Annotated in this window: 15 protein-coding genes; 6 read left to right on the top strand and 9 right to left on the bottom strand. The window is 69.0% G+C overall.

Translation table 11 applies throughout. The annotated features are described in order from the left end of the window. The first annotated feature begins 81 nt into the window (after positions 1-81). Together ACIA03_RS23540 and ACIA03_RS23535 are read left to right on the top strand one after the other, a co-directional pair. Positions 82-267, top strand: a complete 186-nt coding sequence (locus ACIA03_RS23540) for an HNH endonuclease signature motif containing protein (RefSeq protein ID WP_396987040.1) — start codon at positions 82-84, stop codon at positions 265-267. 368 nt (positions 268-635) lie between these two features. Continuing rightward, on the top strand, positions 636-1,940 hold the full coding sequence (locus ACIA03_RS23535; RefSeq protein WP_396987033.1) for an IS30 family transposase: 1,305 nt from the start codon (positions 636-638) through the stop codon (positions 1,938-1,940). Positions 1,941-2,120: 180 nt separating this feature from the next. On the opposite strand, the gene ACIA03_RS23530 is transcribed toward ACIA03_RS23535, so the two are convergent. Then, positions 2,121-3,509, bottom strand: a complete 1,389-nt coding sequence (locus tag ACIA03_RS23530; RefSeq protein WP_396987031.1) for an NAD(P)/FAD-dependent oxidoreductase — start codon at positions 3,507-3,509, stop codon at positions 2,121-2,123. A 124-nt stretch (positions 3,510-3,633) separates the two neighbouring features. Here ACIA03_RS23530 and ACIA03_RS23525 point away from each other — a divergent pair, with 124 nt between their 5' ends. The 3 genes from ACIA03_RS23525 (at position 3,634) to ACIA03_RS23515 (ending at position 6,539) form a co-directional block, all read left to right on the top strand. Then, on the top strand, positions 3,634-4,107 hold the full coding sequence (locus tag ACIA03_RS23525) for an Lrp/AsnC family transcriptional regulator (protein ID WP_008363265.1): 474 nt from the start codon (positions 3,634-3,636) through the stop codon (positions 4,105-4,107). Continuing rightward, on the top strand, positions 4,104-5,501 hold the full coding sequence (locus ACIA03_RS23520; RefSeq protein WP_396987026.1) for an NAD(P)/FAD-dependent oxidoreductase: 1,398 nt from the start codon (positions 4,104-4,106) through the stop codon (positions 5,499-5,501). Before ACIA03_RS23525 ends, ACIA03_RS23520 begins: the two co-directional genes overlap by 4 nt. Before the next feature lie 165 nt (positions 5,502-5,666). After that, complete coding sequence (locus tag ACIA03_RS23515; RefSeq protein WP_396987024.1) at positions 5,667-6,539, top strand: serine protein kinase RIO; 873 nt, start codon at positions 5,667-5,669, stop codon at positions 6,537-6,539. Positions 6,540-6,600: 61 nt separating this feature from the next. On the opposite strand, the gene ACIA03_RS23510 is transcribed toward ACIA03_RS23515, so the two are convergent. After that, the gene (locus ACIA03_RS23510) at positions 6,601-7,161 is read right to left on the bottom strand and encodes a hypothetical protein (RefSeq protein WP_396987022.1); all 561 of its coding nucleotides are present in this window, start codon (positions 7,159-7,161) and stop codon (positions 6,601-6,603) included. 207 nt (positions 7,162-7,368) lie between these two features. Here ACIA03_RS23510 and ACIA03_RS23505 point away from each other — a divergent pair, with 207 nt between their 5' ends. Beyond that, complete coding sequence (locus tag ACIA03_RS23505; RefSeq protein WP_396987020.1) at positions 7,369-8,481, top strand: LOG family protein; 1,113 nt, start codon at positions 7,369-7,371, stop codon at positions 8,479-8,481. On the opposite strand, the gene ACIA03_RS23500 is transcribed toward ACIA03_RS23505, so the two are convergent. The 7 genes from ACIA03_RS23500 to pyrH form a co-directional block, all read right to left on the bottom strand. Next, on the bottom strand, positions 8,456-9,616 hold the full coding sequence (locus ACIA03_RS23500; RefSeq protein ID WP_396987017.1) for a glycosyltransferase family 4 protein: 1,161 nt from the start codon (positions 9,614-9,616) through the stop codon (positions 8,456-8,458). The two genes, ACIA03_RS23505 and ACIA03_RS23500, sit on opposite strands and share 26 nt — an antisense overlap. A gap of 275 nt (positions 9,617-9,891) precedes the next feature. Further along, positions 9,892-11,010: a 23S rRNA (adenine(2503)-C(2))-methyltransferase RlmN gene (gene rlmN, locus ACIA03_RS23495; protein ID WP_396987038.1), complete on the bottom strand. Its 1,119-nt coding sequence runs from the start codon at positions 11,008-11,010 to the stop codon at positions 9,892-9,894. A gap of 121 nt (positions 11,011-11,131) precedes the next feature. Further along, positions 11,132-11,530, bottom strand: coding sequence for a hypothetical protein (locus ACIA03_RS23490; protein WP_396987015.1), 399 nt, complete (start codon positions 11,528-11,530; stop codon positions 11,132-11,134). 78 nt (positions 11,531-11,608) lie between these two features. Continuing rightward, complete coding sequence (locus tag ACIA03_RS23485) at positions 11,609-12,112, bottom strand: histidine phosphatase family protein (protein WP_396987013.1); 504 nt, start codon at positions 12,110-12,112, stop codon at positions 11,609-11,611. 14 nt (positions 12,113-12,126) lie between these two features. Then, positions 12,127-13,035: a phosphatidate cytidylyltransferase gene (locus ACIA03_RS23480; RefSeq protein ID WP_396987011.1), complete on the bottom strand. Its 909-nt coding sequence runs from the start codon at positions 13,033-13,035 to the stop codon at positions 12,127-12,129. Positions 13,036-13,191: 156 nt separating this feature from the next. Continuing rightward, positions 13,192-13,746, bottom strand: coding sequence for a ribosome recycling factor (frr, locus tag ACIA03_RS23475; protein ID WP_350829248.1), 555 nt, complete (start codon positions 13,744-13,746; stop codon positions 13,192-13,194). Positions 13,747-13,809: 63 nt separating this feature from the next. Beyond that, a complete protein-coding gene (gene pyrH / locus ACIA03_RS23470; RefSeq protein WP_350827204.1) occupies positions 13,810-14,523 on the bottom strand; it encodes a UMP kinase in 714 nt (237 codons plus the stop codon). Positions 14,524-14,537 lie beyond the last annotated feature (14 nt).

The raw sequence follows: 14,537 nt of genomic DNA, 5'->3' as shown, positions 1-14,537 counted from the left end.
CGACGACTCCACCAGACCGGCCTGGCCACCGGCTGAGCCGGGCCGGGCTTCGCCCGGCCGACACCGACAGGGACAACTCAAATCGCGACAGCCACGTGGACCGAAGCGCACCACCTGAAACCCTGGTCCGAAGGCGGCCTCACGAATCTGGCGAACATGGTCTTGCTGTGTGCGAGTGACCATCGCCGGATCCACGACCCCGACTACACCTATGAGCGGCTCTCCGACGGACGAATCCGGTTCACCAGGCGCACCCGAACCAGCTGATCCCCGGGCTGGCCTGCGCGGCCGTGCCCGTACTCGTCCGATCCCACGACGGACGATCGCTGATCTGCGTCCTCGCCACCGTCCTGTCGTGCCACTCCTGCCGGGTGGCTAACCTGCCGATGCTCTGCAGCGGGCAGTGCTGATCCGGACGGCGTGCAGTTGGCGGTGCTGCGAGTCCGCGGCGCATCAATCGCCACCTGATGACCCCGCTCGCCCGCCGAGGCGACCCGCCTGAAACGGGCATGGCTAGTAGCCAGCTGAGGCAGCAGCGTCCGCCCCGCCCGGTCGTCGCCACCCATGCTCCGCGCTACCTTGTGAAGCGGGCGGAATCAATCGGTGGAGGCAACGCTGAGTGAGGGAGTGTTGTCATGCCGAAGGTGTTCTCGCCAGAGGTTCGAGTCCGGGTGGTGGATCTGATCTGTGCGGGGTCGACTGCGCGTGGGGCGGCTGATGTGGTCGGTGTGTCGAAACCGACGGCGGTGCAGTGGTGGCATCAGGCTTGCCCGGTGCTGATTCCACTTGAGCCGGGCGCGTTGCGGGGTGGGCTGGGAGCGGCGCTGCCGAGTGACCCCGGCGCCGATAGCCCGGGTCGCCAGCGGCGTTGCTTGACCAGCCAGGACCGGGCGGTGATCGCTGCGGGGCTGGCCGATGGGTGGTCGCAGGCCAAGATCGCCGCAGCGGTCGGGCGGGATAGGTCGGTGGTGTGTCGCGAGGTCGCTCGCAACACCGGCAGCGATGGTGTCTATCGCGCTGAGTTGGCTCATCGGGCAGCGCACCAGCGCCGCCGGCGTCCCAAGGAGTTCAAGTTGGCGGCGAACCCGCGTCTGTGTCGGTTGATCGAGGATTGGATGGACCAGGGCTGGTCACCGGGACTGATCGCGACGGTGTTGCGCACCGATCATCCTGGTGTCGGCTCTGGTGTCGGCTCTGGTGTCGGCTCTGGTGTCGGCTCTGGTGTCGGCTCTGGTGTCGGCTCTGGTGCCGATCCGGGTGCGAGGATGGCACGGGTGAGTCACGAGACGATCTACCGGGCGCTTTATGTTCAAACCCGAGGTCAGCTCCGTGCTGATCTGCATCGGTGCCTCTCGACACGTCGCAAGGCCCGCAAACCACGCGGCCGTGCCAGCCACGACCCCAGCAAGAACGCCTACATCGAGGCGTTCAAGATCAGCCAACGACCGGCCGAGGTCGCTGACCGGGCAGTGCCGGGCCATTGGGAGGGCGACTTGATCCTCGGCACCAAGAACGGCTCGGCCATCGGCACCTTGGTCGAACGCTCAACCCGGTTCGTGATCCTGCTCCACCTGCCCGATCGCCACGACGCCGAGACCGTCGCTGAGGCGATGATCCGCGAGATGGGCAAGCTGCCCGAGCATCTACGCCGCTCGATCACCTGGGACCGCGGCCTCGAGCTCGCCCGCTACCAAGACATCCAGATCCAGCTCGGCACCACGGTCTACTTCGCCGACCCGCACTCGCCCTGGCAGCGCGGATCCAACGAGAACACCAACCGGCTGTTGCGGCACTGGTTCGAGAAGAGCAGCGACCTCTCACGCCACACCGCACGCGACCTCCAACGCGTCGCTGACACCCTCAACCGACGCCCACGGCCTACCCTTGACCTACACACGCCAGCCCAACGGCTGGCCCAACTGCTGAACCCAGCAGCTTGACCAACCGTTGCTTCGACTGGTTGAGATCGCCGCGTTCACAAGGTGTCATCGTCTTGTAAAAGCACGAGGAAACCCTTCCGTCCCCAGGGATCACTGGCCCAAGATCCCAAGCCCGGACCCAACCCAAGGAATCCGCGCCACACCCCGCCGCCGACCCGATAGCCAGCCAAGAAGCCAGCCTCAAGAGTCGAACCCCAGCCCCAGCCGATCCATCGTCCGCAGGAACAGGTCGCGTCGGCCGCCATTGGCGTCGGCCTTCCCGAGCGATCGGACCATCATCGAGATGCCGGCATAGCGAGCCGGCTCGGGCGGGAACGGCAGCGGCTTGGAGCGCACCATCTCCAGCGACGTACGCTCCGTCTGCTCGCCACTGAGCAGGTCGAGCATCACCTGGGCGCCGAAGCGGGTGGCCCCGACGCCGAGACCGGTGTAGCCGAGCGCGTAGGCGACGCGGCCGGCGTACGCCTTCCCGAAGAAGGCCGAGAAACGGGTGCAGGTGTCGATCACGCCGGCCCAGCGGTGGGTGAAGCGCAGCCCCTCGAACTGCGGGAAGGTCTCGAAGAAGTGGCTCGCGAGCTTGTCGTGGGTGGCGCCGGTCTCGAGCTCCGGTGCGATCTTCGAGCCGTAGTGGTAGATCGCGTCGTAGCCGCCCCACAGGATCCGGTTGTCCCTGGTCAGACGGTAGTAGTGGAAGTGGTTGGCGGAGTCGCTGACCCCTTGCCGGTTGGCCCAGCCGATGGCGTCCATCTGGGACGGCGAGAGCGGCTCGGTCATGAGTACGTAGTCGTAGACCGGCACCGTCATCATCTTGAGTCGCCGCAGCAGCGGCGGGAAGGCGTTCGTGGCCAGCGCCACCCGCCCGGCGCGCACCGACCCCGCGAGAGTCGACACCCGCATCCCTGCCCCGTCGCGGGCGAGGCCGGTGACCGCGGAGCCCTCGTGGATCACCACCCCCGCGTCCAGGCAGGCCTGCCGCAGCCCCCAGGCCAGCCTTGCGGGCTCGACGGTCGCGGTGTCGCCGAGCACCTCCAGCCCACCGAGGTAGCTCGGTGAACGGATCTCGTCCCGCACGGCGGCCTCGTCCAGCAGCCGGTGCTTGATGCCGTGCTCGCTCAGCGCGGCCGACCACTCGGCGAGGTCCTCGACCTCGTGCGGCCGGGTGGCGACGTTGAGGGCGCCGGTGAGCCGCCAGTCGCAGTCGATGCCGTGCTCCTCGATGGTGGCCGCCATCTCGTCGAGGTTCTGCTGACCGAGCCGGTCCAGCGTCGCCAGCTCGTCGGGCCAGCGCTCCAGACCGTTCCAGAAGCCGTGGGTCAAGGACGCCTCGGCGAAGCCGCCGTTGCGGCCCGAGGCCTGGTCGCCACACTGCCCTGCTTCGAGCAGCACCACCGACCACGACGGAAACCGCACCCGAGCCAGCAGCGCCGTCCACAGCCCCGAGTAGCCGCCTCCGACGACCACCAGATCTGCCGACGACACCCCGAGCAGAGGCGGCAGCGGCGCGGGCTTGGCCGGGTCGTCCAGCCAGTAGACGGCGGGCTTCGCATCGGTCAGCGAGACATGGTTCACGACGCCCACTATGACAACTCTGGAGGCCCTCAGCCACACAGAATGTGCGGAATCATGGAAATTGTTCGTTACACACGACGGATTTCGTTGCATCGGGCGGCGGCGAAAAGGTTGACTAGGCGCCATGACCACTCGCAAGCGCAACGGGGGCGCTCACCTCGACGAGGTCAACAAGCTGATCATCGAGCAGCTCCAGCAGGACGGCCGGCGCAGCTACGCCGCCATCGGCAAGGAGGTCGGCCTCAGCGAGGCCGCGGTGCGCCAACGCGTGCAGCGCCTCGTCGACAGCGGCGTCATGCAGGTCGTCGCGGTCACCGATCCGCTCGAGCTCGGCTTCGCGCGGCAGGCCATGATCGGCGTACGCACCTCCGGGCCGATCGAGGGGATCGCCGACGAGCTCGGCAAGCTCGACGAGGTCGACTACATCGTCATCACCGCCGGTTCCTACGACCTCCTCGTGGAGGTCGTCGCCGAGAGCGACGAGGCCCTCCTCAACCTCGTCTCCAGCAAGATCCGCGCCATCGAGGGCGTGGTGAGCACCGAGACGTTCATGTACCTCCACCTGCACAAGCAGACCTACGCCTGGGGCGTGCGGTGAGCAGCGGCTACCCGGGCATCAGCCTGTGGCACGAGACCGCGGGCGACTCCTGGGAGCCGCGTCCGGCCCTGATGGGCGACCTCGAGGTCGATGTCGCGATCGTAGGCGCCGGCTACACCGGTCTCTGGACGGCCTACTACCTGGCCGAGGCCAGGCCCGACCTGAAGATCGCGATCCTCGAGGCCGAGGTCGCCGGCTTCGGAGCGTCCGGCCGCAACGGCGGCTGGTGCTCGGCCCTCTTCCCCGCCTCGCTCGACAAGGTGGCGGCGGGGTCGAGCCGGGAGGCCGCGATCGCCCAGGACCGGGCGATGCGGGCGACCGTCGACGAGGTCATCCGCGTCGCCGGCGCCGAGGGCATCGAGGCCGACATCGCCAAGGGCGGCACCGTCGTCGTGGCCCGTACGCCCGCCCAGCTCGAGCGCGCCCGGCACGAGGTCGAGCACGCCCGATCCTGGGGTCTCGGCGACGCCGAGCTCTCTCTGCTGGACCAGACCGCCGCGGAGAAGCGGCTCGCCGCGACCGACACCCTCGGCGCCACCTACACCCCCGACTGCGCCGCACTCCACCCCGCCAAGCTCGTCCGGGGCCTGGCCCGCGCCGTCGAGGCCCGCGGGGTCACGATCTACGAGCAGACCCGGGTCACCGCGATCGCGCCGCACGCCGTGTTCGTCGAGCACAGCCGGACCGAGCGGGACGTGGTCTCCGCCGACGTCGTCGTGCGCGCCACCGAGGGCTACACCCCGACGCTGGCCGGCCTCGAGCGCGAGGTGATCCCGGTGCGCTCGCTGATCATCGCGACCGAGCCGCTCACCGACCTGGTCTGGTCGAGCATCGGCCTGGAGGAGCGCGAGACGTTCTCCGACGGCCGTCACCTGCTGATCTACGGGCAGCGCACCGCGGACGACCGGCTGGTCTTCGGCGGCCGGGGCGCTCCGTACTCCTTCGGGTCGAGGATCACCCACGCGGACGCCTCCGACCTGCGCACCCACCGTCGCCTGCAGGAGACCCTGGTCGAGCTGTTCCCGGCCGTACGCGGCCACAAGATCACCCACCGATGGGGCGGCGTCCTCGGCATCCCGCGCGACTGGCACGCCTCGGTCGGCTACGACCCCGCCGGCGGCCTCGCGCACGCCGGCGGCTACGTCGGCGACGGGGTGGCGACCACCAACCTCGCCGGCCGTACGCTGCGAGACCTGATCCTCGGCATCGACTCCGACCTCACCGCCCTCCCCTGGGTCGGCCACGTCTCGCCGCGCTGGGAGCCGGAGCCGTTGCGCTGGCTCGGCGTCAACGCCGGCCTGCGGGCCATGACCGTTGCCGACGCGGAGGAGTCCGCGACCGGAAAGGGCTCCCTGGTCGCCCGGGCGGTCGCGCCGCTCGTCGGCGGTCACTGACTCGGCGAATAAACCTGTTGCGTACGCCGGTCGCGGTCCTCCACCATGGAGCGCGACCGGCGTTCCTCGTCCCCGAGGCGCCCCTGACCGAGAGGAGCAGACCCATGACTGTGTCCGTCCTGTGCCTGCCCACAGACAAGAACTCTCGTATCAGGAGCACCCGAAGTGACTCAGGAGAACATCTCCGCTGATCCTCTCCAGGGGATCGATTCGAATTTCGTCTTCGACTTCCAGGCCTACGATGACCTGGATGACGGACAACGCTGGTCCACCTGGCTCTCCGTGGAGCCGCTCTCCCGTGGACCGGAGCCGCGCCCGGACTGGGTGGTGACCTCTCAGGGCGCCATCGACACCGAGCTCGGCGTACTCAAGACCGGCAAGGAAGCCGACGCCTTCCTGATCGTGCGCGCGGACCCGCTGTTCCCGGAGCAGGAGGCGCTGATGGTCGCCAAGCGCTACCGCGACAGCGACCACCGCACCTTCCACCGCGCCGCGAGCTACACCGAGGGCCGTTCGGTCAAGCGCTCCCGTGACGAGCGGGCGCTGAAGAAGAACTCGACCTTCGGCCGCGAGGTCGCCAAGGCCGAGTGGGCCAACGCCGAGTGGAATGCGCTCGTACGCTGCTGGAACCTCGGCCTCCCGGTCCCCTACCCCGTGCAGATCGACGGCACCGAGATCCTGATGGAGTGGATCGCGGTCGACGACGGGAACGGGGAGCTCGAGACGGCGCCGCGCCTCGCCCAGACCCGCCCGGAGCACCACGTCCTGGAGATGTGGTGGGACGGGCTCGTCGAGGCGCTGGCCACCATGGTGCAGGCGGGCCTGGTCCACGGTGACCTCTCGCCCTACAACATCCTGGCCCAGCAGGACCGGCTCGTGATCATCGACCTCCCCCAGATCATCGACCTCGTCGGCAACCCGCTGGGTTTCGACTTCCTCCTGCGCGACATCACCAACGTCGCGAAGTGGTTCCAGGCCCGTGGCCTGGAGGTCGACGAGCAGGAGGTCTACGCCGACCTGATGGCGCACGCCTTCTGACGCCGCTCGGGTGATGCCGGGCGTGACCTGATGGTCACGCCTGGCGTCACACCGCGGCCGCTCAGGCGAACGAACAGACCTTGGGAGCTCCCCTGAAGAAGAGGCGCCCCAGAATCACATCGCCCAAGAACTGCGTGCGCATCTTGACGCCTGAGCTATGAACGAGGTCGGCGGAGTCGAAGCCGGGGTTTGCGGCGGTGACCATGCCGTTCAGGTTCTCGCGCTTGCTGACCCGCCAACCGTGGTCGACAAGATGGTCGAGGATCTCGACATACCCGACAGCAGCGACTCGGCTCACCTGGTCGTAGGCGACCGGTTCCGTCGCCTCCCATTCGAACCACGCCTCAGCCTGGATCAGGCTTCCGTCCGAGCGGTCGATGCCACATTTCCCGACGTCGGCAACGTGTACCCACCGCAGGCCGACCGGCGTCGGAATCGCGTTGACCTGCTCCAAGTGGGGCGCGAGCCGCTCTCGTCGCACCTCGAGCGCCTTCTCGTCTGTGACGACGTCAGGCCGCGTACTCTCCGCAGCCAGCTCGGCGACGCTCACGCGGATGACGAGCCCGGCCACGAGCAGACAGACGCACAAGACCGCCAAACCGATGCCGATCTCCGTCGTCACCGGGCGGGAGCGTGCCGCACGGAGGATCCGCCCTAGCAACACACCTGACCACCTCGATACCGGCAGCCCTACGTCGGGGCCGTGGCAGACGATATCCCCACTTCGCGGCGGCGGGGCGGCTTTGACCTCGACGTCCTCAACCTGTGGCCCCGCGCCCGACGCACTGGCCGGAGTCTCCTGGCGGCGGTTGATCGGTAGGTTGACCCCATGAAGCATCACCGGGGACGGCACGTCGACATCGAGTCGGTCGCGGAGCTGGACGGTCACCTGGCGGCCGGGGCGGGCAGTCTGAAGGGATGGCGGCTGCGGTCGCTGGACCTGACCTCGCGTTCCACCGCGCTGCGGGAGACCGAGCTCGCCGGGGCGACGTTCCTGGGGTGCTCCTTCGCGCCCGGGGACGTCGACTACGCCGAGGACGAGGGCGCGCTGGTGATGCCGGTGATCCCGGAGGCGCCGGTCGACGTCTACCGGTCGAAGCTCTACACCGCCGACGAGCTCTACGACGACCCGGTCTATGCGCGGAGCCTCGACGCGAGGGCGTACGCCTGGATGCAGCAGCCGCTCGACGCCGAGGACGAGCTGGCGATCACCCTCCACGACCATGCGATCGACGCCGCCCTGGAGGCCTGGGTCCGTGCGCGGCGCGACGAGGGGACGCGGATCGTCGGGATGATGGGCGGGCATACGCTGCGACGGGGCGAGGAGGCGTACGCATCCGCTGCCCGCCTCGCCCAGCACCTGGCGAGCAAGCACGTGATCGCGACCGGCGGCGGTCCGGGAGCGATGGAGGCCGCCAACCTGGGTGCCTTCCTCGCCCGGGCGCCGAAGACGGTGCTGGACGGTGCGCTCGAGTCGCTGGCCGCGGTGCCGACGTTCCGGCCGTCGATCCGGGCCTGGGCGCGGGTGGCCCTCGACGTACGGAACCGGGTCGAGGGCAGGCCCGGAAGGTCACTCGGCATCCCGACGTGGCACTACGGCCACGAGCCGCCCAACGTGTTCGCCGGGGCGATCGCGAAGTATTTCCGCAATGCCACCCGCGAGGCGGTGCTACTGGAGGTCTGCGACGGCGGGATCGTCTTCCTGCCCGGCGCCGGCGGCACGGTGCAGGAGGTCTTCCAGGACGCCTGCGAGAACTACTATGCCGACACCAGCGCGGTCGCGCCGATGGTGCTGGTCGGACGGCGCTACTGGACCGAGGAGCTGCCGGTCTGGCCGCTCCTGCAGGCCCTCGCCCGCGGCCGGGCGATGGAGGGCCACGTCCACCTCGTCGACACCGCCGAGGAGGTCCTCGAGGTCATCGCAGCTGGCGTGCCCGGATGACGTCGCGATAGTGGTCCACCAGGGCGGCGTTCACCGCACCCCACGACTTGTGGGCGACGCTCTTGCGAGCCTCGCGTCCCATCCGCAGCCGCAGCTGCGGGTCGTTGTGGAGCAGCGCGACATGGGAGCCGAGGTCGTCACGGCTGCCGGGCTCGTAGAAGAAGCCGGTGACGCCGTCGGCGACCAGGTCCAGCGGCCCACCGGAGCGCGGCGCGACCACCGGCACCCCGGAGGCGAGCGCCTCCTGGACCGCCTGGCAGAACGTCTCGTGCGAGCCGGTGTGCACGAACACGTCGAGGGAGGCGTACGCAGCCCCGAGCTCCTCCCCCTGCAGAACGCCCATGAAGGTCGCGTTCGGGAGCAGCTGGCGCAGCTCGCGCTCCTGCGGGCCGCCGCCCACGAGCACGACCTTGTACGCCGGGTTGTGCGCCAGCGCGGCCAGCAGGTGCAGCTCCTTCTCCTGGGCGAGACGGCCGACGTACCCGACGATGGTCTCCCCGTTGGGCGCGAGCTTCGCGCGCAGGTCGTGGTCGACGCGGCTCGGGTGGAACAGCTCGACGTCGACGCCGCGCGGCCACAGGCCGGTGCGCTGCACGCCGAGGCCCTCGAGCTGGGTGAGGGCCGACGAGCTCGGTGCCAGGGTGCGGTCGGCGGCCGAGTGCGCCTGCCGGGTGAGCATCGCGGCCGCCTGCGGGCCACCGACCGCCTTGTACTTGTCCCAGAAGCCGACCAGGTCGGTCTGGTAGATCGCCACGCTCGGGATCCCGAGGTCCTTGGCCACCAGCACGGCCTGCCGGCCGAGCAGCGCGGGCGAGGCGACGTGGATGACGTCGGGGGCGAACCGGCGCATCACCAAGCGCAGCTTGCGCCGCGTCTCGAGGCCGACGCGGAAGTCCTTGTAGACCCAGAACGTCGCGCCCCGGGTTCGGGTCACCGGGAAGCCGGCGTACTCGGTGGGCCCGGTGGGGGCCACGACCTCGACGGTGTGGCCGTCGATCGCAAGATGCTCCAGCACGCGGCGTACGGAATTGGTCACGCCGTTGACCTGCGGAAGGAACGACTCCGTGACGATGAGGACACGGAGCGGCTCCGAGTTGGCGGCGACCATCGGGACCCGATCGAGGCTGATGCTCATGTTTCTGATCGTGAGCGCCGTCCGGCAACGTCACCCCCGACTTGGTTGACGGGTCGGTGAACCTCCCGTGGCCAGAACTCCGTGCCGGGCGACAGATGGTCCGGGCGGTGTCATCAGCGGAAACGTCGCGTGACTCTCAGAAATCTGCCACCGCAAACCGACCGTCGACAGAAGTCGGTGAGCCGGCGTTCCTAGGCTCACGATGTGCTGGGAACGGCATCGTGAAGGGGGACGTACGCGGACCGGGCCGTTGGGACTGGTCCGCGTACGTGTTGCTACTCGGCCGCGGCGAGCTGGCCGCAGGCACCGTCGATCTCGCGGCCGCGGGTGTCGCGGACGGTGGTGGAGATGCCCTTGGCCTCGAGGCGGCGTACGAACTCGCGCTCGTCGGCCGGGTCGCTCGCGGTCCACTTGGAGCCAGGGGTCGGGTTGAGCGGGATCAGGTTGACGTGGACCCAGCCCCAATCACCGTAGGAGTTGAGGACGTCGGCGAGCAGGTCGGCGCGCCAGGCCTGGTCGTTGATCCCGCGCATCATCGCGTACTCGATGGAGACCCGGCGCTTCGTGACGCGAGCGTAGTTCCAGGCGGCGTCGACGGTCTCGGCGACCGAGAAGCGGGTGTTGATCGGGACGAGCTCGTTGCGGAGCTCGTCGTCGGGTGCGTGCAGCGAGAGGGCGAGGGTGACCGGGATGCCCTCCTCGGTGAGCTGCTTGATCCGGGGCACGAGGCCGACCGTGGAGACGGTCACGTGGCGGGCCGAGAGACCCAGACCCTCCGGCGCGGGCGAGGTGAGGCGGCGTACGGCACCCATCAGCGCCTTGTAGTTGGCCATCGGCTCACCCATGCCCATGAACACCACGTTGGAGAGACGGCCGGGGCCGCCGGGGATCTCGCCGCTGGCCATCTGCCGTGCCGCAACGACGACCTGGTGGACGATCTCGGCGGTCGACATGTTGCGCTCGAGCCCACCCTGGCCGGTGGCGCAGAACGGGCAGGCCATGCCGCAGCCGGCCTGGGACGAGATGCAGACCGTGGCGCGGTCGGTGTAGCGCATCAGCACGGACTCGACCAGGGCGCCGTCGAAGAGCTTCCACAGCGTCTTGACGGTGGTGCCCTTGTCGGCCTCCTGCTGACGGATCGGCGTCATCAGGTCGGGCAGGAACGTGTCGACCAGCTCCTGGCGCTGGCCCGCGGGAAGATCGGTCATCTTCTCGGGATCGTCGACCAGCCGCTCGAAGTAGTGCACCGAGAGCTGCTTGGCCCGGAACCCCGGAAGCCCCGCCTCCTTGGCCGCGTCCTGACGGCCGGCCAGGTCGAGGTCGGCCAGGTGGCGCGGCGGCTTCCCGCGACCCGTGGGCGGCGCCATCACCAGGGGCAGGCGGCGCCCCTCCATCGCGGCGGCCTCGGCCTCGGGGCTGTGCGGGGCCGGTACGTTCGCAGGATCAGGCTCGGTCACTGCTTCATTGTCCCACCGGGGTGCGGCGTACGGCTAAACCTGGATCCGGCCCGGCCGGTCAGCCCGTCTTGAGCAGGATCCAGAACACCAGCGCGCCGACGCCGACGACAACCAGCACCGTCAGGATGATGCCCAGCCACACGAACTCGGCCAGACGGCGGGTCTTGCGCGGGACGAGCATCGCCAGCGGCACCAGCAGCGTCAGCGCCACCCACGGGAACAGCTGCTCGGCCCGCTCCTGCCCGACGACCCACGTCAGCAGCGCGCCCCAGGTGCCGGGTACGAGGATCGCGTACGCCAGGCCGAGGTAGAAGCCGACCAGGGCCGCAACGGTCGGGTGCGAGTCGTGCAGCCACGCCCACACGCCACCCGGCCCCGAGGACTCTTCCTCCGGGCCGTGATCTGCCTCGACGTCTGGATCGGAGTCCACGTCGAGGTCCGAGGGACGCTGGACCACCCTTCAACCGTAGCGCCGAACCAGGTCATCCTTGGTAAAGAATCGCTGCCGCAACGAACTCCGGGCGATTCAAGCCGATCAGGCGTCGACGGTAATCAGGTCCGGGAAGCCGAGGTCTCGCCACCGGGCGAGATCTGGCGGCGTGCGCGTCAACTCGCTCACCAGGACGGTCCAGGCCGTGCCGTGTCCGATGAGCACGGCGTCTTCGCCCGCGTGGGCCGAGAGGATTCCGGCAGCGGCCTTCGTCACGCGAGCGCGGCACTCCTCGAGCGGCTCCCAGCCGTCGTACGCCGGCACCGTGGGCTCCGCGAACGCCCGCTCGACCGTGGCGCGGTAGTCCTCGACCCAGGCCGCGCCGCGACGGTGCTCACGGAGCGCCTCGACCACACCGACGTCGCCGTCGGTGAGCAGCTGGGCGGTCTGCTGCGCCTTGGGCTCGGGCGAGGAGTACCACGCGGCGCCGGCCGGGAGCCGGTCACGCAGTGCCCAGACCTCGTCGAACCCGGCCGGGTCGAGGTCCCAGTGCTCCGCGGCGACGCCGCGGAGCTGGATGGGTCGGCCGTGGCGTACGAGGTGGAGCATCAGAAGACGCGCCCTCAGAAAACCGCGTAGTGGAGGATCAGCCAGACCGGGGCGACGGTCGCCAGGAGCGAGTCGAGGCGGTCCATGAGGCCGCCGTGGCCGGGGATGATCTGGCTCATGTCCTTGACGCCGAGGTCACGCTTGATGACCGACTCGACCAGGTCGCCGAGGACGGCCATCACGCAGGCGACCACGCCGAGCGCGACACCGACCCACCAGGCGCCGTCGAGCAGCCATACGACCAGACCGACGCCGGTGGCGACGGTGAAGACCACCGAGCCGACGAAGCCCTCCCACGACTTCTTCGGGGAGATCACCGGCGCCATCGGGTGCTTGCCGAAGAGGACACCGGCGACGTAGCCGCCGATGTCGGACATGATCGTCAGCAGGACCCAGACGATGATGCCGCGTACGCCGTCGTCGGAGAGACCGCCCGAGGTCCAGCCGCCGCCCTCGCGGAGCATGAGCGCGACGAACGAGCCCAGGAACGGCAGGTAGAACAGGGTGAGGACGGCGGCGGCCGAGGTGCGTACGTAGCCGTCGACCCCCCGCCGCAGCACCCACAGCATGATCACCAGAGCGGTCACCGCGGTGGCCGTCACCAGCGCGTCGGAGCCTAGGAAGTAGGCGACCAGGACCATCACCGTGCCGCCGATCATCAGCGGCTGCTCGGGGACGTCCATGTCCTTGGCCATCAGGCCACGGTGGAGCTCCCAGACCGCGGCCACGACACAGCCGACGACGATCAGCATGAACGCCGTCTTCACGAACATCAGGCTCAGCGCGATGGCGACCAGGAGGACGACGGCGGAGCCGATCGCCGCGGGCAGGTTGCGGCCGGCGCGGCCGTAGTCCTTCTTCGGCGGCTCGGAAGCTGACGAAGCAGGAGACGGCGGCGTCTGGCTCACAAGGGATTCCTTCATGCTCAGGTCCTTATCTGGTCGCGGTCCGGATCGCTCGTGGAACTCGACCGCGTACGGGTAGATCTCGACCCGCTTCGCGGCTTCGCAAGCTCAGCCGCTGCGCTCGCTCGATCTCTTCGCGTTGTGACCCTGCGACTTCGTCGCAGGGTCACAGGCTCAGACCTCGAGCAGCTCGGCTTCCTTGGACTTCAGCAGTTCGTCGATCGCGTCGGTGTGCTTCTTGGTGAGGCTGTCGAGGCGCTTCTCGGCACCCGTGACGTCGTCCTTGCTGGCCTCGCCATCCTTCTCGAGCTTCTCCAGGCCCTGCTTCGCCTTCTGGCGCACCTGGCGCACCGAGACGCGACCCTGCTCGGCCTTCTCCTTGGCGAGCTTGATGTATTCCTTGCGGCGCTCCTCGGTGAGCTCGGGGAAGACCGCGCGAAGGATCTTGCCGTCGTTGGACGGGTTGACGCCGAGGTCGGAGTCGCGGATGGCCTTCTCGACGTTGGCCATCGCGCCGATGTCGAACGGGGCGATGTTGATGATCCGCGGCTCGGGGCTGGTGAACGAGGCGAGCTGCTGGATCGGCGTCGGGGTGCCGTAGTAGTCGACCAGGATCTTGTTGAACATCTGCGGGGTGGCCCGGCCGGCACGGATGGTGGCGAAGTCCTCACGCGTGGAGTCCACCGACTTCACCATCTTGCTGTCGGCCTCGTTGAGGATGTCGTTGATCACCGGATGCTCCTGTGCGCTCGTAAGTGTTGTAGATGTGGGTGGCGTGTGGGCTCGTGCCGCTCAGCCAGCGGTGACGAGCGTACCGATCTTCTCACCCTGGACGATCCGGTAGACCGCCCCCTCGTCCTCCGCGCCGTAGACCACGATCGGCATCTTGTTCTCCATGCAGAGGGCGAACGCGGTGGCATCGGCGATCTTGAGCTGCTTCTGCAGAGCCTCGCCGAAGGTGAGCTCATCGTACTTCGTCGCCGTCGGGTCCTTCTTCGGGTCGGCGGTGTAGACCCCGTCGACGCCGTTCTTGGCCATCAGGACCACCTCGGCGTGGACCTCGAGGGCGCGCTGCGCGGCGACGGTGTCGGTCGAGAAGTAGGGCATGCCGGAACCGGCGCCGAAGATCACGACTCGGCCCTTCTCGAGGTGACGCATGGCCTTGCGCGGGATGTAGGGCTCGGCGACCTGGCCCATCGTGATCGCGGTCTGCACGCGGGTGTCGACGCCTTCCTTCTCGAGGAAGTCCTGCAGCGCGAGGCAGTTCATCACGGTGCCGAGCATGCCCATGTAGTCGGCGCGGGACCGGTCCATGCCGGCCTGCTGGAGCTCGGAGCCGCGGAAGAAGTTGCCGCCGCCGACGACGATCGCGACCTGGACGCCGGAGGCGGCGACAGCGGAGATCTCCTTGGCGATCGAGGCGACCACGATGGGGTCGACGCCGACCTCGCCACCGCCGAAGTTCTCTCCGGACAGCTTGATCAGGATGCGCTGGTAGCGGGTCATGCCGTGGCCTTTCC

Origin of the sequence: Nocardioides sp. NPDC051685 (genome assembly GCF_044453405.1) — a bacterium.
Taxonomy (GTDB): Bacteria; Actinomycetota; Actinomycetes; order Propionibacteriales; family Nocardioidaceae; genus Nocardioides.
Note: the sequence above shows the minus strand (reverse complement) of the source record. Positions and strands in the feature narration are given on the sequence as shown.

Coding starts and splice junctions, on each gene's coding strand:
- ACIA03_RS23535 (WP_396987033.1), top strand. CDS start 636: ATGCCGAAGGTGTTCTCGCCAGAGGTTCGAGTCCGGGTGGTGGATCTG.
- ACIA03_RS23525 (WP_008363265.1), top strand. CDS start 3,634: ATGACCACTCGCAAGCGCAACGGGGGCGCTCACCTCGACGAGGTCAAC.
- ACIA03_RS23505 (WP_396987020.1), top strand. CDS start 7,369: ATGAAGCATCACCGGGGACGGCACGTCGACATCGAGTCGGTCGCGGAG.
- ACIA03_RS23500 (WP_396987017.1), bottom strand. CDS start 9,616: ATGAGCATCAGCCTCGATCGGGTCCCGATGGTCGCCGCCAACTCGGAG.
- rlmN (WP_396987038.1), bottom strand. CDS start 11,010: ATGGAGGGGCGCCGCCTGCCCCTGGTGATGGCGCCGCCCACGGGTCGC.
- ACIA03_RS23485 (WP_396987013.1), bottom strand. CDS start 12,112: ATGCTCCACCTCGTACGCCACGGCCGACCCATCCAGCTCCGCGGCGTC.
- ACIA03_RS23480 (WP_396987011.1), bottom strand. CDS start 13,035: ATGAAGGAATCCCTTGTGAGCCAGACGCCGCCGTCTCCTGCTTCGTCA.
- pyrH (WP_350827204.1), bottom strand. CDS start 14,523: ATGACCCGCTACCAGCGCATCCTGATCAAGCTGTCCGGAGAGAACTTC.